Here is a 23,486-nt window from a genome sequence, read left to right as displayed (position 1 = left end):
TCCATCATTTTATAAAATCTTTTTTATGAGCGAATCTCAAGAATCCGTTGTCCATGAGGATAAAACATTTACAAATATTGATTATACCGAGAAAAAGTTGTTGAACAGAGCGTTTGTCAGGTGCGAATTTATAAACTGCAACTTTACAAAAAGTGATTTGCGCAACAATGACTTTGAAGGCTGTCACTTTAAACAATGTAATTTCTCTATGGCTGTGATTGATGGTGCAGGTTTCAGAGATGCAATCTTTACAGAGTGTAAGATACTAGGAGTTAATTTTACCAGGTGCAACAGGCTCATGTTTTCCTTTTCTTTTATAAAATCCTACCTTGATTATTCTACTTTTTTTGGCACAAAGTTGAGGAAGACAAACTTTATAGATTGCTCCTTGAAGGAAGTAGATTTTACCAAAACTGATTTGACCGAAGCGGTTTTTGGGAATTGCGATTTAATTGGGGCTACTTTTTTGAATACTACTTTGGAAAGGACAGATTTTAGAACGGCCTATAACTTTGGTATTGATCCAGATATGAATAAAATGAGAAAGGCCAAATTCTCTATAATGAACCTTAACGGCTTGCTTTATAAATATCATCTGGATATTGATGAAAATCGGGATTAACCGTTGGCAATTTTGTTTAATCGTGATTAGAATTCATTGGAAATTGCATTTGTAAGGTCATATAACAGCCATTGCTGTTGTTTTATGGCCGTTTTTTCTTGCCCAAGCAATTTGATAAAATCCTGTACGCCTATGGGTTCATTCCCATTACCATGGATAAGCACCAAGCTGCCGGCCTTGGCCTGTTGCCCTTTTGCAAGCCAAGCATCACTGCCAATGGGAATAAGGCCATAACTGCTAATTTTGTCAACAAGTTGTTGATCGGAAATCAGACCGGGAAACCTGAAAAATACCGAAGGCATCAATCCCTCCCTTAGCATGGATACTTCCAATCCCAAAATTTCGAAATCTATATCGGTGCCAGCAGCTAAAAGGAAATTTTTATTGAGCTGTAAAGAAGGATTATAATAGTGGTTATAGGTATGATTGACCCAGGTAATGCTAATTTTTCCTGAACTGACCAGACTCTTTAGCCATTGCATATCATCCTGATGGGTAAGAGAAAAACGACCCGTTAATGAAAGTGCAACAGGGACGGGACGTTCCGTATACTGAAAAGCATTGATAATGGAGGTGAACAAGTTACGGTCGAGCCCTTTGTGCGATGGGCAAAGATCTATGGTTAAGGTAATGCCCTTTTCTTTGGGAAAACCATGGGTAATGCCTGCATTTTGTAAGGGTAATGCGGCTGCTTGTGTCTGTATTAAGGCTTTGATATAAGGTGAAGTAATTAAGGTCGACTTTAATTGATCAAATGAACAGGGACTAAATTTGGCAAGTGTGGTTGCGGCCATGATTTTAGTCGTCATGTCTTGTGGGTTGACCGTCAGATAGCAGGTTTTGCCATCTTTTTCGAACTGGCGTAAAATAATCAGGTTTTTTCCTTGGTCATCGGCGGTTGCAAATCTGACTTTGTAGTTGGTAATGATAGTCTGTGCTGTTGCCGACAGGCAGTTTATAACCAAATGTACTATTAATAAGATTGCTGGGAGGATAAAATGACGAGAGGTTTTCATGCTATTTTGATAGGGCTTATGAGGTGATTACTTTTTTGGCTATACTTAACTTAAATATAAACATATCTATCTTAAAAAGTGTACAGCCAAAAACTAACCACTATCCTCCTCTTTATTTTTTACTGTGCATCGTAAATGATCACCTTTTCAAAATAAATCCTGAATTCATCTAAAAAGGCTTTATGTATAGGATGTACCTGATATACATCATGAGCAGCCAGATCATCAAAAAATAAAATCAAGCTAAAAGTATAGGTGGTATCAACTACAGAACGTTCAATAGGTGCTGGAGTGCCCACATGAAATTTTTGAACAACTTCAATTTGCTCTAAAGAATTAAGGCCAGCTAAAAAAGCTTCTTTTTGTGCTTCGGTGGTATCGGCTTTTAACCAAAATAATACATGGTGTGCAATCATATTTTTTTTTTGGGACGAAGATAGAAAAATTGGTTAACTGTTTAAATTGGTTATTTGGTTAATTGTTCATAGATCTATTTCTAGAAGTTTTATTAGGTCGGTGTTATTTCTACAGCTTCAACAATTAAACAGTTCAAACGATTAACCCATATCGTCAATTCTAGAAACTATTTTATTTGATAAAATTCATGGGTAGGAATTTTGTTTTCTGCCAGTTTATTTAAAATAAATGGTCGATGATAAAAACCTGTAATGACGATGATTTTTTTTTCAGGGTTTAGTTTAATCTGTTTCATCACATTGCTGGCAATGGCGTTGTTTCTTAGGTTGCCTTCAAAATTTGCCCATAATGCAAAATATTGTCTCATGGTCACGGTATCTTTTTTTGCATCAATTAGCTTTGACTCTGCAAATACAGGGTTGGTATCTACGATTTTTTTAATTGATAAATATTTGGATATGATTAAGTTGTTGATGATTTGGTCAATTTTGGGTTGGTTAATGCTTTGTAAGCTGGCATTTTTATAAGCGCTTGCAACAGAGTCTAGGTAAGCTAATTCGTCCCAGATTTTCTGCTCCTCTTTATTGAATTTTTTTTCGTTGTTAAGCTGATTTAGTTTTTGCCATACAGGCCCTGCTTCAGGATATATTCCAATACTTTTTCTATAACTATTCCTACCTTCAAATTCAATAGGCCTAATGTTAACCAAAGGATTTTTCATTTTATATCTTACGGTGGCAATATATTCATTCTCGTCATAAAGATGTTTGAAGGTAAAATCATCATAAAAATTGCTTGAGTCTGCTTCGAGCAAAATAATATCAGGTTTAAATTTTTGTAAGATGTTAAAAAGAGAATCAGCATTTACTTTTTGAGTAGGAAAATGAACGCTACCCAAAACAACAACTTTAGGTTGAGCTAGAACATGATTTAACGAAATAAAAATTAAAATTAGACTTGTTGGTAAATGGATGAGCTGTTTTTTCATTTTTAATTTTAAGGACGATAAAGTTTAATGAATGTTGCATCATTTTATTTTAATAATGGAGAGGTATGGAGTAACTCAAGTAACGATTAACCAAATTTTAAAGTTTAAATAATTAACAGTTGCTTTCAATTCTATAACAAAAATTAAAAATTATATAAAAACCTTTCCTTCTTTTTCTTCATCTTTGTTAAATAATGAAAAAAGTACTGTTAACCTTTATGGCTGTTTTTTATCTGGCAATTGCCAGTGGAGCAGGTGTGCACCTTCATTATTGCATGGGCAAACTGGTAGATTGGAGCCTAGTTAAATCTGAAAAGAAAGCTTGTGGTTTCTGTGGAATGGAGAAAAAAGAAACTGCAAAAAAATCTTGCTGTAAGGATGTACAACATCAGGCAAAGGTAGACCAAGCGCAGAAAACAAATGCGCAGATTTACAAATTTGAGCAGCAGGTTTTTATTTTACCTTCGTTAAAGCCTATTACGGCCGAATCGACTCCTTTGGTAAGCACTATTGCTTACGAGATCAATAGTAATGCCCCTCCTTTAGGGCAGCAACTTCCCCTTTTTATTAAAAACTGTACTTACAGGATTTAAAATACCCTTTTTCTTTTATTGATTGGGTTTTTTGCTATCATCATCATTTTGATGAGTTTAGTGAAAAGACATCTATTTTAGTTTGAAGCATTTTCACTACAGATTTCTCACCTACGTTCGAAATGACATGGTAGACTACCCAATTGGCTATTCAAGCCATTTTATCCAAAAACCAATTTATTAATCCGTTGATTCCTTTGTGCTTTGCTTATGTAAGCATTTTGATCGACAACAAAAAAATTAAACATGAAAGCATTAAAAACGATTGCTATTGTAGCATTGACTATGATTGGAAGTGCAGCTTTTGCCCAAACTAAAACCGACAAAATCAAAGTATTGGGTAATTGTGGTATGTGTAAAAAACGTATTGAAACAGGTCTTAAAGATGCAGCCATCACTTCGGCAGTTTGGGACAAAGACACCAAATTTTTAACTGTAAGTTATGATAGTGCGAAAATTAACAATGAAGCTATTCAGCAAAAAATAGCTGACCTGGGTCATGATACGCCTAAAATGAAGGCCAAAAATGAAACATATGACAATTTGCCGGGCTGTTGTAAATATGACCGTACCGGTAAAACAGAAAAAGCACACTAGTTCAGCAACCCGTCATTGCGAGTAACATCGTGAAAGGCAATGACGGGTCACAAATAATAAAGAAAGAGGGTTATTAAAACATGGTACATAGCATTATAGAATGGTCAATGCGTAACCGATTTATGGTATTACTGCTGGCTATTGCATTATTTGTTTGGGGTGTTTATGCGGTCAAGAAAAATCCTATTGATGCCATTCCAGACCTTTCCGAAAACCAGGTAATCGTTTTTACCGAATGGATGGGCCGTTCCCCCCAACTGATAGAAGATCAGGTAACCTATCCTTTGGTAACCAACTTACAGGGTATTCCCAAGATTAAATATGTAAGAGGATCTTCCATGTTTGGAATGAGTTTTATCTATGTCATTTTTGAGGACGATGTGGATGTTTATTGGGCACGGGAAAGGGTAATGGAACGAATTAGTACGATCTCTAAAACATTGCCAGATGGGGTTGCTCCACAATTGGGACCAGATGGAACAGGTGTAGGCCATGTATTGTGGTATACACTCGATGCACCCAACTTAGATCTTGGAGAACAGCGGGCCATACAAGACTGGTATGTGAAATTTGCCCTTCAAAATGTACCCGGGGTAAGTGAAATTGCTTCTTTCGGTGGTTTTCAAAAACAGTATCAAATTGCTATAGACCCCAATAAGCTTTTGTATTATAAGCTGAGCGTGCCACAGGTAATTGCTGCGGTGAGGAGTAACAATAATGAGGCGGGCGGGCGCAAATTCGAAATGAGCGATATCGGCTATATCATTAAGACTTCAGGGTATCTTAAATCTATTGATGAGATTGGCAATATTCCGGTAAAGAATCAAAATGGTACCCCCATTCGAGTGTCTGATCTGGGCACTGTACAAATGACGGGAGAAACCAGGTTGGGTATTTTTGACCAGAACGGTGAAGGAGAGCGTGTAGGAGGGATAGTCGTAATGCGTTATGGAGAAAACGCAGCCAAAGTTATAGAGAAGGTAAAGTTAAAAATGGCTGAAGTGGCCAAAGGATTGCCCAAGGGTGTAAAATTCGACATTGTTTACGATCGTGGTGAATTGATCAAGGAATCGGTAGACTCCATTAAGAATACCTTGATCGAAGAGATGATTGTGGTTTCGTTGATTGTCATCATTTTTCTTTTCCATTGGCGGAGTGCGGTAAGTATTATTATCCAAATCCCCATTACCATAGCGGCCAGCTTTATTTTATTGAATGCTTTTGGTATTTCCTCTAACATCATGTCGCTAACAGGTATTGCCCTGGCTATAGGGGTTATTGTAGATAATGGAATTATCATGAGCGAAAATGCTTATAAACATTTGTCAGAACGCTATGCACAATGGCAGGCTGACCAAAAATCGTCTGAAATATTATGATACAGTGGTTAAAAAATAAATTTCGCAAATCACCGCAGTGGATCAGCGAAGAAGAACGTTTGGCAATCATCACCAAATCCAGCAAACAGGTGTCAAGAGGGGTGTTTTTTGCTACCGTAATTATCATTGCTTCTTTTCTGCCCGTTTTTATGCTTACTGGTCAAGAAGGCAAATTATTCCACCCTTTGGCCTATACCAAAACGTTCATTATGATAGTGGATGCCTTGTTGGTCATTACCCTGGCTCCGGTGCTTATTTCTTTCTTTATGAAAGGGAAATTTAAACCTGATCATGCCAATCCCGTGAACCGTTTTCTGGAGAAAATATATGAACCTATCATCAGAAAAGTATTGGAATGGAGAAAAACAACCATTGCCATTAATGTTATTGCTTTATTAATAACTATTCCTCTACTTAAAAACTTGGGTACAGAATTTATCCCTCCACTGGATGAACAAAGTATCTTGTTTATGCCGGTTACCTTGCCCGATGTATCTAATGCCGAAGCCAAAAGGATTTTACAGGTACAGGATAAGATCATTAAATCGTTGCCAGAGGTGGACAAGGTATTGGGTAAAGCAGGTAGGGCAAGCACGGCAACTGACAATTCGCCCATTAGCATGATCGAAACGATCATTACACTTAAACCCAAAAGTCAATGGCGTGAAGGTATGACCAAAAAAGACATTGTAGCCGAGTTGGATGCCAAGCTGCAAATTCCAGGCGTGGTGAATGGCTGGACACAGCCCATTATCAACCGGATTAATATGTTGGCCACCGGTATACGTACCGATGTGGGCGTGAAAGTATTTGGTCAAAATCTGGATACCATTGCCCATATTTCCGAAAAAGTGAAAGCGACATTGGAAGGTACACCTGGAATAAGTGATTTATTTGTAGAACCCATTACCGGGGGGAAATATCTTGCCATCGACATCAAGCGGGAAGAATTGTCCCGATACGGCTTAAATATAGATGAAGTGAACCAAGTGGTAGAAACGGCCTTAGGCGGTGCTACCATTGGCAATACCATTGAAGGCAGACAACGTTTTTCGATCAGTGTTCGTTTGGGACAGGAATATAGGAACAGTGTAGAGCGCATCCAACGCATACCATTGCAGTCTTCTGCCTTTGGCGAAGTTCCCTTGTCGGCTGTTGCCAATATTAAATTTGAAGATGGCCCTCCAATGATCAGTTCTGATCATGCAATTTTACGAGGTGCGGTGATGTTCAATGTGAGGGATAAAGATTTGGGAAGTACCGTGAAAGCGGCAATGGAAAAGCTTAATCAAGAAAAAGGCATCCTGCCTGAAGGTTATTTCTTGGAGTGGAGCGGACAATACGAAAATCTGATCAGGGGGAAACAGACTCTCATGTGGATAGCCCCAGTGGTACTGCTCATCATTTTCTTCTCCCTGTATTTTGCCTTCCATTCTATTAGGGAAGCTTTCCTGAGCCTGATTACCGTACCTTTTGCCTTAATTGGAGGCGCTTATATGATCTATTTCTGGGGAGTAAACCTATCGGTAGGCGTTGCAGTGGGTTTCATCGCCTTATTTGGTATCGCCGTAGAAACGGGAATTGTGATGGTGATTTACCTGAACGATGCCATGCAACAGCTCATCAAACTCAAAGGAAATTCCAGTGAAACGATTACCAAAAATGACTTGAGGGAATATGTTGTTCATGGAGCAGCCAAAAGATTGAGGCCTAAATTAATGACGGTTTGCGTATCATTATTTGGTTTAATACCAGTGTTGTGGGCCACAGGCGTAGGGGTAGATGTGATGCAGCCTATTGTATTGCCCATGATTGGTGGAGTGCTTACTTCCTCTACACACATTTTATTGGTAACACCACTCATCTTTCTCATGGCTAAAGAATATGAATTAAAGAAATATGGAAAATTGGAGGTGCATGATGTACAACATTAAAAAAAATATATTGATAATTCCTCAGCTTCGCGAATGCTTGCATGTTAAGACGATTATTTATAAAGGAGCTTCTTGTTTTGGTATTACCATGCCTAATCAGGTTGGGCATGACAGTGGGGGCGATAAAGTGGCCTTAAAAGTTAAAATATTATGGTTGTTGTTACTATTTCCACTTTTGACCATAGCACAAAGGCCTATACTCTCACTAGACACTATTCTGCAAAGGATAGACCAAAATAACCTCTTATTGCAATCTTATGGACTAAAGGCCGAAAGTTACCAATATGCCGCAAAAGCTGCTACTTCATGGATGGCACCCATGATAGGGGTAGGAACTTTTATGACGCCCTATCCCGGTCAGATGGTGATGGATGGAAGAGATAAAGGTTCGCTGATGTTACAATTGGAACAGGATATTCCGAATTATTCGAAGCTCAATGCCAATAAGAAATATATTGAGTCTAAAGGCAAGGTAGAAAAAGCTGCTAGGGAAGTTACGCTGAATGACTTAAAGGCCCAAGCTAAAAAGCTTTATTATGGTTGGCTAGTGGCGCAACAAAAATTAGTGGTATTGAACAAGAATGCCCAGCTGATGCAGACCATGAAAAAGATCGAAGAGATCAGGTATCCCTTTAACCAATCAAAATTGGGGAGCGTATACCAGACTGCAGCAAAGCTAGAGGAAAACGAAAATATGAAAAGGATGCAGGAAAGTGCCATAGCTAAGGCCAGAGCCTGGTTAAACAGTTTGATGAATACTTCAGGTCAGACAGACTTTACCATTGATTCGACCTATCGGCCTGTATTTATCCCAGCCATGGCCATAGATACCGCAAGCTTAGCATTGGCTAGAAAAGACATCCTTAAAATGGATTATGGTATTCAGTCCATGCAATTGAACATTGAAGCCATGAAAAAGCAAAGCCGACCCGATTTTAAACTGCGTTTCGACCATATGTCGCCTTTAAGCGGTATGATGCCCAAGGCCTTTAGTGTAATGGGCATGGTAAGTATTCCCATTGTGCCCTGGTCATCTAAGATGTACAAATCAGAAGTGAAAGGCATGAAATATGAAGTGCAGGCCATGGAAAAAGAAAAAGCGGCCATGTTACAGGAAACACAAGGTATGTTATATGGGATGCAGTACGAGATCAAATCTATGCAACAACAGATTACAGCATTGGAAAGTAAGATCATTCCTACCTTGGAAAAAAACTTGGCGGTAAGTATGCTCAGCTATCGTGAAAATAAAATGGATCTGCCCGAAGTGCTGAACGCTTGGGAAGCCTTAATCATGATGCAGAACAATGCACTGGATGAAAAACTGAAACTTTATATCATGATTGCAGACTATGAAAAAGAATTATATCGTTAAAAGTAGCCTTGTGCTGATGGGCTTTGCCGTATTGTTTCTTGTTTCATGTAAGCCTAAAACCAAACGGGAACATATTGATTTGGGCAAAGTACAAATAGACAGTAGCCTGTTGCACTTACTTCAGCCAGTGAATAGACAAGTAGAAGCTAAACTGCCTGTTGTTAAGGCAATTTATGAAACCAAAATATTTACGATTGAAACCCAGGGAATAGTGAACTACGATAACCGTAGCCAGTCCAGTATAGCCAGCCGTGTAAGCGGTAGGATAGAACGTTTATTGATCAAATATAATTATCAACCTATTAAAAAAGGTCAATTGATCATGGAGGTTTATTCTCCGGACCTGGCGGCGGCACAACAAGAATTACTATTCTTGAAAAAGAATGATGGAGAAGGACAACTATTGGCCCAGGCCAAACAACGATTGTTGTTGTTGGGCATGTCGGCCTCTACCATTCAGCAAGTACTATCTAGTGAAAAAATCAACTATCGCATTCCTGTGTATAGTCCTGTAGAAGGATATATACTAGAACGGTCGGCTAACAATACGCCGGTAGTGTCGGCTTCTACAGCGGTTAATGCTACTGCAGGAGAAGGAATGGCTGGAATGGGAGGGAGCCCTTCTGCGGTAAGTACAACAGCCGTGTCAGCAGTACCTGTTAATACGTCATTGATATTGCGTGAAGGTCAATATGTAAGTGCAGGACAAACGGTATTTACCATTTATAATGCAAAGCAACTGGTGGCCGAATTTTCCTTGAAACCCGATCTGGCAACCTTGGTGAGGCGGGGAAGCAAATTGGCTTTTTATAAAACGGTAGATAAAGAAAATACTTTGCAAATGGCCCATATAGGTATGATCCAGCCCGTATTTAAGGATGGGGAGCAATTTGCCATTGCCCGTGTTTACCTAAATCAATCCGAAATGCATGTAGGTGACCTGCTAACGGCAAAAATACCTGTGCTTTTACCAAAATCTGGTTGGTTGCCTGAAACGGCAGTAATTAACCTAGGTGGAAAAAACATAGTTTTTAGTAAGGAAGCTAATGTTTTCATCCCAAAAGAAGTACGTACAGGTATCAAGATAGCGCGTATGATACAGGTTATGGATGATATTGGTCATTTACAGATAGCCAAGAACGCTGCTTATTTGGTAGATAGTGAGAGTTTTATCAAAATGAAGCCATGATGAATTCAAGAGGTTCACAAACCGAAATGAATAAATGTTCATGATACCTGTTCCGTTTGTTCGGGAACCTCATCACCGATAAAAAACAATTATATACTGATGAAAAATTAAAGATCCGTCAATCATGAAACGAAAAATATTCATTAAAAAAATAGCATTAATGGTCTTGCTCCCTTCTTTGTTGATGGCGGCCTGTAGTGAGGAAAAAAAGCAAAATGCCAATGCTAAAAAAGAGCAGACTTATACTTGTCCCATGCATCCGCAAATCATCAAGAATGAGATGGGCACCTGTCCTATTTGTGGTATGGACCTGGTAACATTTGAAAAGGACAGCCATGAAAAAAAATTGGTAATAGACGCCCAGCGCCAGGCTTTGGCACACATCACTACGGCAACAATTGGTCAAGGCAACCTTTTTGGAAATAAAGTGCTCAACGGCAGATTGGTAATTGATCCTGAACAGAGTAGTTATATTTCAGCTAGGATTTCGGGTAGGATAGAACAACTCTATGTACGTGAAACAGGGGTGCAAGTGCAGAAAGGACAAGCCCTTTATCAGCTTTATTCGGAACAATTGGCTGCCCTACAACAAGAATACCTCATGGCTATTGCCCAAGAAAAGCAATTTCCTGGAGATCAGATAGAAAAGCAAATTGTAAGTTCGACCAAACAGAAGCTATTGCGCTATGGTCAAACAGAAGCACAATTGCAACAGTTGGTCAATACACAGAAAAAAGACCCGTATGTTACCTTTTATGCTACACAAAGTGGAATAGTAGCCGAAGTGTCTATTAGCCAAGGCCAATATGTAAACGAAGGCAGTGCTATTCTAAAATTGGAAGGTTATGGTAACCTTTGGGTAGAGGCCGATGTTTATCCTGACGAAGCCAAAGGCTTAAAAATAGGACAACAGGTGAAGGTAATAGTAGCAGGTTGGGAAGACCAACCAAAAAGTATGGGGATAGATTTTATGACGCCAGTGTTGCAGTCAGGCACTCAACTTACCCAGATTAGAGGACGCATTACCAATCCGAATGGACAATGGCAACCAGGCCTGCAGGCTAATGTGTGGTTGTCTACAGGTAAAACAGGTAGTGCACTTACTTTGCCCGTAGACGCCGTGGTGCGTGATGGTAAAGGGATGCATGTTTGGGTCAAGACCGGAAAAGATAAGTTCGAACCTAAAAAGGTGACGACTGGAGTGGAAAATGAAGCAGGTGTAGTAATTGCCTCTGGTTTGCAAGCCGGAGAGGAGGTGGTGGTTACGGGAGCTTATTTATTATATAGTGAATACGTGTTGAAAAAAGGGAAAAATCCTCTAGATGGATTGGTAAATTAAATTTTAGCTCATCGCAGTCAGATTAGTCTTTAAATATGAGAATCATAAATAGCATTGATCAAATAAAATCAAATATATCATGAACATTAAAAACAATATTATTTTGGCCCTAACTATAATCGCCATAACTTTAGTAACCGCTTGCGGAAATCAGCATAAAGCCAAAGAAGAACATGCAGGGCATAATCACACGGTTGCAGAGCATAGGGAGGATGTGCCCCTAACACAAACATCAGCATTGGTAAGTTTAAAAGATGATCAGCTGAATGCCATATACCAGCACTATGTTCATTTGACCAATGCTTTGATTAAAGGTGATCTTGCTGAAGCCAAGATAGCAGCTAATGCAATAGAACTCGGTGCAAAAATACTCCCTAATGGTAGTGCATTATCTTCTTTGTCAGCTAAGATAAGTGCTGCGCCATCGCTAGATGCCCAACGTATTTTATATGCCGATTTGAGCAATGAATTCATTGCGAAGGTGAAAAGTTCGGGGCTAAGTGCGGGGGAAATTTATGTGGAGTATTGTCCAATGGCTCTAAATGATAAAGGAGCTTCATGGTTGAGCAATCAAAAGGAGATTAAAAATCCTTATTTTGGCGACAGTATGATGAATTGCGGAGAGGTGAAGGAAACTTTGAAGTAGGATTTTGGAAAGTGGGTTAAAAAATCTGTTCTTGTGTCCCTAACTCGCCAGCTTATGGCAGGTGAGCTAGGGGTTTTAAAGCGGGTAATGTATTCATTTATTGTATAGTTACCTCACCTGAAACTTTTCCCTATACTGTGTGGGGGTCATGCCCACTGTTTTCTTAAATATTTTTCTAAAAGCCTTGGGGTCATTATAGCCAGAACTGTAAATGATTTCGTTCATCTGCTGGCTGGTCTTTTCCAATAGTTTCTTTGCTGCTTCGATACGGGTCTGTTGCAGGTATTCTATGGGCGTAATACCCGTTATGTGCTTAAAACGACGCACCATATTTCTTCTGCTCGATGGAATATCTTTGATCAGCTCTTCAATGGTGGCGGCATCATGATAGTTTTGTTCTATTTTTCGTTGGGCAATAGCCACCAGTTCATCATTATGGTCTTTAGAAGGCTGAAAGGTGCTGAAATAGGATTGCTTATCCCGATCCATATCTATGGCAAAAACCTTGGCAATGCGTATGGCCATCTCTTTACCACAGTACTCATGTACCAAATGCAACAATAAATGGAACGAAGAAGTGGCACCACCGCTGGTGTATAAACGTCCATCTTGGGTAACGGTTTTGTCTGCCTTTAAATTGACTTCTGGAAAGGCCTGAGCAAAGCCATTGCTGGCATCTACATGGGTAGTGGCAATTTTACCGTTCAATAGTCCACTGGCACCCAGCAAAAATGCACCTGTGCAAAAGCTGCCCAAACAAGCACCTTTTTGATATTGTGCAACCAAATGAGGAATGCATTGCTGGTTTGCCAAGAGCGAGGCCATCATATTTTCTGAGGTAAATGCAGGTATCAGGATAATCTGCATTAATGGGGCATCTTTCAGGGGAGTGAGCTGGTAGCCTAAAGCCTCTTTAGTATGGGCTATTGTTTCGTCACCGGCAAGTAGATAAATATCAAATGGAATATCTTTTTGGTCTGCTACAGAAAATTTATTCACCGTTTCAAATACTTCTAGCACAGCGGCAACACTTAATAATTTATAGTCTTTGCTTAACAACAATCCAATTCTTTTCATGTTTATATCTTGATTAATCTAAAATAACAAATGTCTCGTATGCACCCAAACTTTGACATTAATGATGGCGCTAATTTGTTGAAAGAGACTGTAATTTAGTGTTATAAAAATTAAATGTTATGAAAATTAAACCAGTAAGTAATAGAATGTATGGTTTTTTGGTGCTATATGATATGCACACCACGTATTACCATAGTGTTTTGGAAGGTATTACCAACGAAGATGCCATCAAAAGGTTGGACACCAAGGCTAATCATGTGGCTTGGTTGGCTGGAAGTTTGCTGCAAGAGCGCTATGAGTTGGCCAATTTATTTGGTGTAGAGGCAAAATCTAGTGCCTATGAATTATTTAAACACCATCAGGGAATTAAGGAAGATCAAAAATATCCTGCCTTAAAAACCTATGAAGAAGAGTGGGATAAAATTTCACCTGTATTAAGAGATAAACTGCTAAATGCAAGCGAGGAGAAACTTGATAAGATCTTAGATTTTCCGGTAGAAGGCATGAGCTTCCCAATGTTTGAAATGGTGAGTTTTAACACCTATCGGGAAGCAAATTGCATTGGTCAGATCGCATTATGGCGTAGGTTGTTGGGCTACGAAGCCATGAAATATAGGTAGGCCATGGAAACAAAAACAGAAATAACAGAATCTTTGAACGATGTTTTTTCGGGGTTAGAAAAAGCTATTAAACGTTTCGATGCAGAATCTTTTAACCATAAGTCGACAAAAGACACATGGTCGCCGGCCCAAGTAGCACAACATTTGGTGCTGGCAGGGGCCGATTTTGATAAGGTACTCTCTGGAAATACCAAATTTACAGATGGGCCTGCCGATGCAAGAGTAATTCCATTAAAGGAAATATTGCTAAACTTTGAGCTAAAAATGAAGGCTCCAGCATTTATAGAACCAGTCGATAAAAACTATAATCAACGAGAGTTGTTACAACAACTAGATCATATTGGCAAAGTAGTGGCAAAACTCATTTCTGATCTGGATTTAACGGAAACTTGTTTAGATTTTGAACTGCCTGGCTTTGGCCACATTACACGGTTAGAGGCTATTTATTTCCTTATTTATCATACACAGAGGCACACCTACCAGTTAAATAAAATGTCCTCATAGAAAGATGTCTTAAACGCCCCTTAAATTTGGCCAATTAGGCAATATTAACAATTACAGACAATACATAAATTCGCATTAGATCATTTAATCAAATCAAAATATTAGAACGATGATAATTAATCCTTATTTAAACTTTAACGGTAATACCGAAGAGGTTTTCAATTTTTATAAATCAATTTTTGGGGGCGATTTTCCTTTTTTGATGCGCTTTAGCCAAGCACCGCCAGAACCTAATGATGCAGAGGGCTGTACAGATCAGTCCATACCAGAAGAGGAAGCCAATGGGATCATGCATATGGCACTGCCGATTGGTAGTAGCATGCTAATGGGTACCGATGTGCCTTCTACCATGCCACAGGTAAAGTCTGGTACAAATATCTCCTTGTGCATAAGTGTAGACAGCCGAGCAGATGCAGATCGTATTTTTAAAGCTTTAAGTGAAGGCGGGAAGGTGCAAATGCCCATGCAGGATATGTTTTGGGGCGATTATTATGGCATGTTGACCGACAAGTTTGAAATACAATGGATGATAAGCTATAACGAACAACAGCATGGAAAAGCTGCACAGTAAGCATTTTATTGGAGGATGGATATTAATTTCTTCCATTTATAGGTAAACGTATTAAAGAGTGGGCTTATGTTGGCTGAGGTATCAAATACATTTCTGAACTTATTGGGCACTTGGCCATTGATGGATTTTATTCCTATGTCTTTTGCGCCTTTTAGTGGTATTCGCCATTTTGACAACGTCATACTATCATCAGTTACTAAAATATAAATCAATTTCCTAACTCAAATAGGTAGCATGAGCAGATGGGAAGAGGCTGTCCAAAATATCCATTTTGTTCCCTTTGAACAGAAATTGTTGAACGTTAAATGAAATGGATATATTTTTACTAAAGTTACGTGCTCCAATTTTGGTTGATACAGGTAATGGCTTAAGAAAGAGGTGTGTGTTTTTTTTGATAGCCCCTTGTTTTTTAGGATTTTTCCAATATTTTTCAATAAATTTGGAATAGGCTGTCAAATAGAAAGACCTAAATTCAGGAACCACTAATCTAAATTTCAAACGCTTTTCTATCATTAATCATGATCGAAGTTTTTAAGACCAATGTAAATGATGAAGTAATAGCCCAGAGGCTCATTAAACAGCTTCATGACACATTTATAGGTTGCAGTGCTAATTTCGATCTTACGGATTGTGATCTCATCCTGCGTTTATGTCATGAAGGTGTTGAACCTATGTTGGTAGATTCGGTAATCGATCTCTTTAAACAGCATGGTTACTGCGCCGAGGAATTGACAGAAGGAGAGCAGCCTTTAACGATTACTTATGCCATACAAGAAAATAATAGTTTAAGTAGTACTATAGGTGTCATTTTTTGTCTATTATGACGATTAAGTTTTAATATCTCATCCTAATCCTTAACTTTAAGAAAAGGTTTAGATGGCATGGATCAGCGTACCTTGATCATAATAGATAAAATTCGTATCTGTTCCATTGTCGGTTTAGACTGGTTTTTAATCAATTAAAAATTAGGCTTATGTTAAGGAAATCTTCAGTTTTGATTTTATTATTGCTTTGTGCATCAGTTGTTTTTGCTCAAAAAAAAGATGATATTTTAGGTAAATGGCTAAATCCTTCTGGTGAAGGACAAATTGAAATTTATAAAAAAGGTGAAAAATATTTTGGAAAGCTGGTCTGGATTAAAGAGCCCAATGATGACCAGGGCAAAGCCAAAACAGATGTTAAGAATCCAGATGAGGACTTGCGTTCAAAACCTATATTGGGTTTAGAAATTCTTAAGAACTTTGTTTTCGATAAAGATAAATGGGTAGATGGCTCTATCTATGATCCTAAATCAGGAAAAAACTATAGTTGTAAACTTACGCTGAAAGATAGCCAGCAGTTGAGCATTAGGGGATATATTGGGGTGTCGTTGTTGGGTAGAACCGAAGTCTGGAAAAGAATAAAATAGAGTTCATAAATTCGCTTTCATGTATAAACTCATCAAGTTATTGCTCTTAGCTTTGGTATTGCCATTTTTGGTCCATTCACAGCAATATAAATTGGAACCTATGTTTATAGGGCCTAATACGAGTATAAGGGGACTTTCCGTAGTGGATGAAAATATCATATGGGTAAGCGGTAACAAAGGCTATATCGGTAAATCATTGAACGGAGGCAAAACTTGGGAATGGATACAGCCTAAAGGTTATGAGAAGTTAGACTTCAGGGATATCCAGGCATTTGATCGGTTAAAAGCAATTGTGGTAAACGCTGGTTCACCCGCTTATATTCTCTCTACCATAGATGGAGGTAAAACATGGAGAGAAACCTATAAAAATATAGATTCAGCCATATTTTTAGATGGAATGGACTTTTGGAATAGCCAGCAAGGCATTGTATTTGGAGATCCGATAAAAAATAAAATGCAACTGTTAAGAACGCAGGACGGAGGTTTAAGTTGGCAGAATATCTCCGACCGGTTAAAGCAGAACCTTGCTGTAGGAGAGGCTGGTTTTGCTGCAAGTGGCACATCTATTAAAGCTTTGCCTGATGGCAAGGTGTGGATTGCAACTGGAGGCACAGTAGCCAAAGTATATTTTTCGCCTAATTATGGCAATTTATGGAAAGTATACGATTGTCCAATTATGCAGGGCGAAAGTAGCACAGGTACTTTTTCTATTGACTTTTACAATGAACGAAAAGGAATAGCCGTAGGAGGGAATTATCTTAAAGACAAAGACAACACCAATAATGTACTGATCACTAAAAATGGCGGTAGAACTTGGAAAAAACCAGTGATTCCTGTTTTTGGTTTTAGGTCTGCTGTAGTGTATATCAATGAAAATCTGTGTTTTGCCACCGGAACTTCCGGTACCGATCTATCTGTAGATGGCGGTAAAAAATGGATGAATATTTCGTCGTTGGGATTTAATGTCATTAAAAGTGCACCAAATGGAAAACTGATTGTACTGGCAGGAGGTAAAGGTCAAATCTATCGGTTAAATATGATTCTTTAGTGTAAAATTTCTACATTGCGGGGAAAAAATTACTTTGTTGGAAAATAAAAGAATTGCTAGGCTTAACATAAAGCTTACAATTCTTTAAAAGGGATAGATTTAATGCTATTTTTACAATACTGGTAAAGTAATTGCAGTATTAAAGTACTGGAGGGTTGTATGTCAAAAATATTAATTGCCGAAGATGAGGTACTGATGCTTAAAGCATTGGAGTTTAAATTGAAAAAAGATGGATATCAGATAGATGTGGCAGCTGATGGTAGGCAGGCTATGGAGAAGGTAAAAAGTAATACCTACGATTTGATATTGACCGATATTATGATGCCTTTTGTGGGAGGAATGGAGATACTAAGCTATATCAAAAATGACCCCGTTAAAAAGATCACACCTGTAATTTTACTCTCTGCAGTTGGTCTAGAAAATATTGTACTGGAGGGCTTCGCCTTAGGCGCAGAAGACTTTGTATACAAGCCTTTTAACTTGAATGAACTTTCTGTAAGGATCAAGAGATACATCAAACAGAATGTTTTTTAGGTTTTGTTTTCTGCCGAGCCATGAGTTTTTTTAATCCTGCATTTACTTATATAAGAGAGATTTTTACCGAACGTCTCCCTTATTTTCCTGCTAATATCAGGGCATGTTTGTTTATTATCCTCTTTTGTGTAGTGGCTATTGTAGAACTTTACATTTACATTGCCCTTCGCCGTATTAATCAATATAAAAAGAAAAGCCAAGAAAAAAAATGGAAAGCACATATCCATAATATGTTGGCCAATTTGGTGATTTATGATGAAAGTGATGATACCGACGAAATTATTGAACATTTTTTTCCCCGATTGCAAAAATTACCACTTCATATTCCTATTGTTAAAAAAATCTTAATTACCGAAATCCTAACCTATCATAAAAACTTTATAGGCAAACCGGCAGAATTGCTCTCTTTACTTTATGTGAAGCTGCATCTTGATCAGCGATCGAGAGAGAAAGTGAAAAATAAAAACTGGGAAGTTAAAATTGAAGGCATACGTGAGGCCAATGAAATGGAAGTGGGCGAAATGGCCGATGATATTATCAAATATACAGATGATGAAAATGCACTTTTAAGAATGGAAGCACAGGCCGCTTACATCAAGCTGTCTCCTAAAGACCCTTTTCGTTTTTTAGATAGGGCTCAGGAAAGAATATTGGATTGGCATCAATTGGTGCTATTCGAGATCATTACCAAAGATAAAAAATTGCAGATCCCTTCCTTTTCTAAATGGCTTCGTTCTTCGAACGATACAGTGGTTATGCTTTGTTTGAAGCTTATAGATCATTTTATGCAATTTGATGCAGCAGAGGAAGTAGAAAGATTGCTAAAGCACCATAATACCAAGATTGTAAAAAAAGCCATCGAAATTATTGGGAAATTAGAGCTTGAAAGTGCAGAAAAACATATGTTTGAAGTTTATTTTGACCAACCTCTGGAAATCAAAACAGAAATTCTTAACGCTATTGGAAGAATATCTTCCGGTAGGTATAGTGATTTTCTTTCTTCTAGGATTTATTCTGATAATTACAAAATCAAAAGGGAAGCGCTTTATGCGATAAAAAGAAGTGCTGACCTAGGAGAGGCAAAACTAAGAGAGATATATAGACAAACTAGTTTAGAAAATCAGGCTATTATCAATCATGTATTGGATAGTCGTATCAAATCATAATGAGAGAGTTTTTTTACTTCTTTGAAACATTTTTTAATAATGCCATATTTTACTATGCCATTTCTGTAATGACATCTTATGTCATATTAATCTTTCTATCTGCCATAGAGATGAATGCTTATATGAAGAAGAACAGTTATGTGAACTATCGTGAAATATTAGTTTCTCCCTTGGTACCATCGGTATCGATCTTAGCTCCCGCGTATAATGAAGAGGCTACCATTATCGAAAATATTCGTTCGCTTTTATCACTCCATTACAATAATTATGAAGTGATTATAATCAATGATGGTAGCAAAGACAATACCTTTCAGCGAATGTTTGATTATTATCAGCTTGAAAAGGTAAATTTTGCAGTCGATTATCAGATTAAATGCCATGAAATAAGGGGAGTCTACAAATCAAAATTGCCCTCTTTTTCTAAATTAACTGTAGTTGATAAGCTAAACGGAGGAAAATCTGATGCACTGAATGCAGGTATTAATGTTTCAGGAAAGGAGTTGATATTGTGTATAGATGTAGATTGTATTGTACAGGAGGATGCCCTGTTGAAACTTGCCAAACCCTATCTAGAAGAGAAATATCAAGTAATAGCCAGTGGGGGAGTAGTTCGAATTGCCAACTCTTGCAAGGTAGAAGATGGAAAATTGGTGGAGGTAAATATGCCCAAAAATATATGGCCGCGTTTTCAGGTACTGGAATACATTAGGGCTTTTTTAATGGGAAGAATGGCATGGAGTAGGCTCAATGGCCTGCTGATTATTTCTGGGGCAATGGGCTTGTTTGTGAAAGATATAGTGATTAAGGTGGGGGGATATGACGATAAAACCGTAGGTGAGGATATGGAGTTGGTAGTAAGAATGAGACGTTATATGTATGAGCAGGATAGGCGGTTTAAGGTTGTTTATATTCCAGACCCTTTATGCTGGACCGAAGCACCAGCTGATTTAAAGATATTGGGTCGGCAGCGTAACCGATGGACCAGGGGTACTATAGAGACATTATGGATGCATAAAGATCTTTTTTTTAATCCAAGATATGGTGTGCTGGGCTTATTAAGCTATCCTTATTGGTTCTTTTTCGAATGGTTGGCTCCTGTTATAGAGTTTTTGGGTATTACCATATTTATAGCACTTGCCATCATGGGAAATATCAATTGGGAATTTTCGTTGATTCTGATTTCAATGGTCTATTTTTTCTCTATTGCCCTATCCACTATTGCAATCTTATTTGAAGAAATGTCATATCAGCAGTATACCAAAGGAGGAGATCTTGTTAAATTGCTTCTTGTGGCATTTTTAGAACCTATTTTCTATCACCCATTTACTATTTATTGGGCCATGAGAGGTAATATTGATAAGTTCTTAGGACGTAAAGCTTGGGGAAACATGACGAGAAAGGGATTTAAAGAGGAGAAAAATAAGGAAGGAACAACACCGCATACTGTAACTTAATATGGAAAATACTTTTTTTGAAGCACCGGAATATCCAGTTTTAGATAAGCTAAAAAATAGTTTAATCTTATTCCTTAAATATTCTTTGGCCTTATTGGCTACTATTTTTTTTATGAAGATTTTGGAATATATCTATATAGCCATTAAGGGGCAGCTACCTACGGGTTTTTTCCTACAAGGGCTTAAGGCATTGTTTTTTGATGTCATCTTCTTCTTAAAATGCTTCCCTTTCTTATATATACTATTTGTGCTTTTCTTTTTCTCATTGAAAGTGAAAAAATATATTTTAATAAGTGCAGGGATTATTTTTAGCCTTTATATCCTCATATACCTAATATTGCTCAAATATTTTTTTACGGCGCTAGTTCCATTGGGCTCCGATTTATATGGTTATTCTGCCAGTGATATCAAACAAACGGTTAGTGCTGGCCTAAGTATAAACTTCCTGACCATTATCCTTTTTATATTGCCTTTTGTGTTTTTATGGTTTGTGCTCAAATGGATGGAGAAAATCAATTTTATAAAAATCAATGTGGCAGTGGGGGTGATGGTGGTAGCACTTGCCCTGCTTTATTTTAACGTATCGGCAGTACCAAACCCAAATGGTTTTAAGACAGATTATGCTTATAATGTTGCCATTAATAAGCAGGCCTATTTCTTTGAGCGAAGCTATGCGTATTTTTTTGATAACGAACCAGACATTGATATTTACGCCTCGAATTATTTTGAGGATGAGTCGGATGGAGAAAATGGAGGGAAGGAAGTTTTTAAATATGTAGATGCCAATTATCCATTTTTGAGGGAAGACCATACTCCAGATGTATTAGGGAACTTTTTTACAACAGATAGTGCAAATAGACCTAATATTGTTATTATACAGGTAGAAGGTTTAGGCAGGGCATTTAGCGGACCAAATGCTTATTTAGGCAGCTTCACTCCATTTTTGGACCAACTGAGATCGAGAAGTTTATATTTCGAAAATTTTCTAGCCTCGCAGGGTAGGACTTTTGCTTCGCTTCCTTCTATTTTAGGATCGTTGCCCTTTTTTGAAAAAGGCTATAACGATTTGGGCGCAGCTATGCCTAATGCCATTACCACATTAGGTTTGGTAAAACGTAATGGTTACCATACTTCATTTCTTATGGGAACTAATGTCACTTTTGATAATGAGGGCTTGTTCATTAAAGGGCAAGGGGTAGACCGCATGATATCAAAAGCTGATTTTTCAGAATTTCCCATCGAACACAACTCCTATTGGGGCTATCCTGATTTAGACCTCATGAAAAAGGCAATTGCTTATTATAGCAAACAGCCTAATGGACCCTTTATGAGCTATATTCAAACCATTTCCATGCATACACCTTATAAAGTACCCGATATGGATAGGTATTATGCACAGTTTGAAGATCTGTTGAAAAAAATGGGATTTAATGAAGCGCAAAAAGAAGAACATAGAATCTATAAGGATCAATATGCAAGTATCCTGTATACAGACGAAGCCCTAAAATATTTTTTCGAAGCTTTTGCCAAGCTGCCCTCTTATCAGCATACTATTTTTATCCTTACCGGAGATCACAGATTGCCAGAAATTCCCATGTCGACCAAGATAGACAGGTATCATGTACCTTTGATCATCTATTCGCCCATGTTAAAACGTACGGCCAGCATTAGGTCTATGTCCAGCCATTTAGATATTGCCCCATCACTTACCAAGTTTTTACAGGTTAACTATGGCATGGTAGCACCCAGTTTGGTAACTTGGGTAGGTTCAGGATTGGATACGGTGAAGCAATTTAGGAACATACATAGGTACCCTTTGAAACAAACCGTTAACGACCTGATCGATTATGTTTCTGGAGAATATTTACTTAATGATAAGACCCTGTTCAGTATTGGAGATAATATGAACCTTCAGCCTATGCAGGATGATAACAAGGCCAACCAACTTAGGGGAGAGTTTCTCCAGTATAAGTCGCAGAATAACCAGCTTGTCCAAAGTCTTAAATTATTGCCTGATAGTATTTATAAGAAATTTAAGCCCTGATTTATAAATATACTCAATTTGCAGCGTGTGCTTTTGATTGATCTGTTATAAACAAAGGCCATCCTATTTGCGATGTTCTTGGGTGCCAAAAACGGTAGCTTTTTCAGTCCTTCAATTTTGGAAGGTTAGGTAATATTTACTTTACCTCATATTTTTAACTGTTTGCCCATAGGGAAGTGTTATGATAAGGATGGCCAAAAGCGTGCTAATCTTTTTTATGCAGGTCTTTGTAGTAGTCTTTAAGAATAGTGCGGATCATGGGTTGGTAAAACTCCCAAAAGAAACTGATACGTTCAGCTGCGATATCATCATTGTAGAATAAGCTTCTGAAATAGGTAATGCCCTTAAAATATGATCCCCCTTGCGAAATGGGATTGTCGGCAAAATCTCCGCAGAAATAATAAAACTTATAATCATCTCTATAGTGCTCTATAATGGCAGGAAATTGAGAAGGGATATTATTTTGGGTAAGTATATCTAATCCGGCATTATTCACTTTTAGATCGTAGAAGGAAACGATTTTGTTGGCCCTTGATGTCTGTAGGATATCAAACCAAAAAGGGTATTTCATGCTCTTTGGAATATTATATTTTTCTCTTTCTTCCTTGCCTGTTAAGATATAGGGTACTTCTGAGTTGAGGTGTTTAATGTATTCCAGGACTACAATTTTATCATTTTTGTTAACGAATGCAATTCCAGCTTTTTTAAATGGCCATTTATTATTGTTCTGGCGTTTATAGTTTTCAACTAACCATTTGGGCAACTCTTTGTTTTGAGTGGTGTCAAAAGAATCAAAATATTTACCTACCCAACCGGTCCATTTTACCTTAAATGTCCTTTCAAAATCAAAAGAAATCCGTTTAGCATTGACGAAGGTGAGATTACACCTAACTTAAAAGTAAAACGCCGTGTGGTAGAGTAGAAATATTTACCGGCAATTGCAGAGATGTATACCAAGGAAGTGG

The 23,486-nt window shown here is 37.9% G+C and carries 25 protein-coding genes; 19 read left to right on the top strand and 6 right to left on the bottom strand.

Annotated elements, in window-relative coordinates:
- Positions 1–25 precede the first annotated feature (25 nt).
- Positions 26–622, top strand: coding sequence for a pentapeptide repeat-containing protein (locus JHD79_RS02310; RefSeq protein ID WP_199117484.1), 597 nt, complete (start codon positions 26–28; stop codon positions 620–622).
- Between the two features lie 26 nt (positions 623–648).
- Here JHD79_RS02310 and JHD79_RS02305 read toward each other — a convergent pair whose 3' ends face one another.
- From JHD79_RS02305 to JHD79_RS02295, 3 genes are all read right to left on the bottom strand, one after another.
- Complete coding sequence (locus JHD79_RS02305; protein ID WP_233164525.1) at positions 649–1,638, bottom strand: polysaccharide deacetylase; 990 nt, start codon at positions 1,636–1,638, stop codon at positions 649–651.
- Positions 1,639–1,757: 119 nt separating this feature from the next.
- Positions 1,758–2,054, bottom strand: coding sequence for a Dabb family protein (locus JHD79_RS02300; RefSeq protein WP_199117483.1), 297 nt, complete (start codon positions 2,052–2,054; stop codon positions 1,758–1,760).
- 167 nt (positions 2,055–2,221) lie between these two features.
- Complete coding sequence (locus JHD79_RS02295) at positions 2,222–3,043, bottom strand: hypothetical protein (protein WP_199117482.1); 822 nt, start codon at positions 3,041–3,043, stop codon at positions 2,222–2,224.
- A 194-nt stretch (positions 3,044–3,237) separates the two neighbouring features.
- On the opposite strand from JHD79_RS02295, the gene JHD79_RS02290 reads away from it, so the two are divergent.
- The 8 genes from JHD79_RS02290 to JHD79_RS02255 all read left to right on the top strand — a co-directional run bounded on the left by JHD79_RS02290 (position 3,238) and on the right by JHD79_RS02255 (position 12,095).
- A complete protein-coding gene (locus tag JHD79_RS02290; RefSeq protein ID WP_233164524.1) occupies positions 3,238–3,636 on the top strand; it encodes a hypothetical protein in 399 nt (132 codons plus the stop codon).
- A 246-nt stretch (positions 3,637–3,882) separates the two neighbouring features.
- Positions 3,883–4,233, top strand: a complete 351-nt coding sequence (locus tag JHD79_RS02285; RefSeq protein WP_199117481.1) for a heavy-metal-associated domain-containing protein — start codon at positions 3,883–3,885, stop codon at positions 4,231–4,233.
- 80 nt (positions 4,234–4,313) lie between these two features.
- Positions 4,314–5,612 carry an efflux RND transporter permease subunit gene (locus JHD79_RS02280; RefSeq protein ID WP_199117480.1) on the top strand — a complete coding sequence of 433 codons (1,299 nt, stop codon included), beginning with the start codon at positions 4,314–4,316 and terminating at the stop codon, positions 5,610–5,612.
- Positions 5,609–7,546 (top strand): efflux RND transporter permease subunit, encoded by a 1,938-nt coding sequence (locus JHD79_RS02275; RefSeq protein WP_199117479.1) that lies wholly within the window; start codon positions 5,609–5,611, stop codon positions 7,544–7,546. Before JHD79_RS02280 ends, JHD79_RS02275 begins: the two co-directional genes overlap by 4 nt.
- Positions 7,530–8,921 carry a TolC family protein gene (locus JHD79_RS02270; protein WP_233164523.1) on the top strand — a complete coding sequence of 464 codons (1,392 nt, stop codon included), beginning with the start codon at positions 7,530–7,532 and terminating at the stop codon, positions 8,919–8,921. The genes JHD79_RS02275 and JHD79_RS02270 overlap by 17 nt, the downstream gene beginning before the upstream one ends.
- Positions 8,899–10,110 (top strand): efflux RND transporter periplasmic adaptor subunit, encoded by a 1,212-nt coding sequence (locus tag JHD79_RS02265; protein WP_199117477.1) that lies wholly within the window; start codon positions 8,899–8,901, stop codon positions 10,108–10,110. Before JHD79_RS02270 ends, JHD79_RS02265 begins: the two co-directional genes overlap by 23 nt.
- A 124-nt stretch (positions 10,111–10,234) precedes the next feature.
- Entirely contained in the window at positions 10,235–11,449 is a 1,215-nt protein-coding gene (locus tag JHD79_RS02260) for an efflux RND transporter periplasmic adaptor subunit (RefSeq protein ID WP_199117476.1), read from the top strand.
- Positions 11,450–11,528: 79 nt separating this feature from the next.
- Positions 11,529–12,095, top strand: a complete 567-nt coding sequence (locus tag JHD79_RS02255; RefSeq protein WP_199117475.1) for a DUF3347 domain-containing protein — start codon at positions 11,529–11,531, stop codon at positions 12,093–12,095.
- 108 nt (positions 12,096–12,203) lie between these two features.
- On the opposite strand, the gene JHD79_RS02250 is transcribed toward JHD79_RS02255, so the two are convergent.
- Positions 12,204–13,172: a GlxA family transcriptional regulator gene (locus JHD79_RS02250; protein WP_199117474.1), complete on the bottom strand. Its 969-nt coding sequence runs from the start codon at positions 13,170–13,172 to the stop codon at positions 12,204–12,206.
- A gap of 119 nt (positions 13,173–13,291) precedes the next feature.
- On the opposite strand from JHD79_RS02250, the gene JHD79_RS02245 reads away from it, so the two are divergent.
- The 3 genes from JHD79_RS02245 to JHD79_RS02235 all read left to right on the top strand — a co-directional run bounded on the left by JHD79_RS02245 (position 13,292) and on the right by JHD79_RS02235 (position 14,867).
- Positions 13,292–13,792 carry a DinB family protein gene (locus JHD79_RS02245; protein ID WP_199117473.1) on the top strand — a complete coding sequence of 167 codons (501 nt, stop codon included), beginning with the start codon at positions 13,292–13,294 and terminating at the stop codon, positions 13,790–13,792.
- A 3-nt stretch (positions 13,793–13,795) separates the two neighbouring features.
- Positions 13,796–14,296, top strand: a complete 501-nt coding sequence (locus tag JHD79_RS02240) for a DinB family protein (RefSeq protein ID WP_199117472.1) — start codon at positions 13,796–13,798, stop codon at positions 14,294–14,296.
- A 109-nt stretch (positions 14,297–14,405) separates the two neighbouring features.
- Positions 14,406–14,867, top strand: a complete 462-nt coding sequence (locus tag JHD79_RS02235) for a VOC family protein (RefSeq protein ID WP_199117471.1) — start codon at positions 14,406–14,408, stop codon at positions 14,865–14,867.
- A 216-nt stretch (positions 14,868–15,083) separates the two neighbouring features.
- Here the strand turns inward: JHD79_RS02235 and JHD79_RS02230 are convergent, their stop codons facing one another.
- Positions 15,084–15,380 carry a hypothetical protein gene (locus JHD79_RS02230; protein WP_199117470.1) on the bottom strand — a complete coding sequence of 99 codons (297 nt, stop codon included), beginning with the start codon at positions 15,378–15,380 and terminating at the stop codon, positions 15,084–15,086.
- A 5-nt stretch (positions 15,381–15,385) separates the two neighbouring features.
- On the opposite strand from JHD79_RS02230, the gene JHD79_RS02225 reads away from it, so the two are divergent.
- The 7 genes from JHD79_RS02225 (at position 15,386) to JHD79_RS02195 (ending at position 22,521) form a co-directional block, all read left to right on the top strand.
- Positions 15,386–15,691, top strand: a complete 306-nt coding sequence (locus JHD79_RS02225) for a hypothetical protein (protein WP_199117469.1) — start codon at positions 15,386–15,388, stop codon at positions 15,689–15,691.
- 149 nt (positions 15,692–15,840) lie between these two features.
- Positions 15,841–16,275: a DUF2147 domain-containing protein gene (locus JHD79_RS02220; protein ID WP_199117468.1), complete on the top strand. Its 435-nt coding sequence runs from the start codon at positions 15,841–15,843 to the stop codon at positions 16,273–16,275.
- A 19-nt stretch (positions 16,276–16,294) separates the two neighbouring features.
- Positions 16,295–17,323 (top strand): oxidoreductase, encoded by a 1,029-nt coding sequence (locus tag JHD79_RS02215; RefSeq protein ID WP_199117467.1) that lies wholly within the window; start codon positions 16,295–16,297, stop codon positions 17,321–17,323.
- Positions 17,324–17,482: 159 nt separating this feature from the next.
- Positions 17,483–17,857, top strand: a complete 375-nt coding sequence (locus tag JHD79_RS02210) for a response regulator transcription factor (protein WP_199117466.1) — start codon at positions 17,483–17,485, stop codon at positions 17,855–17,857.
- A gap of 20 nt (positions 17,858–17,877) precedes the next feature.
- A complete protein-coding gene (locus JHD79_RS02205; protein ID WP_199117465.1) occupies positions 17,878–19,023 on the top strand; it encodes a HEAT repeat domain-containing protein in 1,146 nt (381 codons plus the stop codon).
- Complete coding sequence (locus tag JHD79_RS02200) at positions 19,023–20,477, top strand: glycosyltransferase (RefSeq protein WP_199117464.1); 1,455 nt, start codon at positions 19,023–19,025, stop codon at positions 20,475–20,477. Before JHD79_RS02205 ends, JHD79_RS02200 begins: the two co-directional genes overlap by 1 nt.
- 1 nt (position 20,478) lies before the next feature.
- The gene (locus JHD79_RS02195; protein WP_199117463.1) at positions 20,479–22,521 is read left to right on the top strand and encodes an LTA synthase family protein; all 2,043 of its coding nucleotides are present in this window, start codon (positions 20,479–20,481) and stop codon (positions 22,519–22,521) included.
- Between the two features lie 205 nt (positions 22,522–22,726).
- On the opposite strand, the gene JHD79_RS02190 is transcribed toward JHD79_RS02195, so the two are convergent.
- Entirely contained in the window at positions 22,727–23,284 is a 558-nt protein-coding gene (locus tag JHD79_RS02190) for a hypothetical protein (protein ID WP_199117462.1), read from the bottom strand.
- Between the last annotated feature and the right edge of the window lie 202 nt (positions 23,285–23,486).

It is taken from the genome of Pedobacter sp. ASV28 (assembly GCF_016428855.1).
GTDB lineage: Bacteria > Bacteroidota > Bacteroidia > Sphingobacteriales > Sphingobacteriaceae > Pedobacter.
This window is presented reverse-complemented; position numbering and strand designations above follow the sequence as displayed.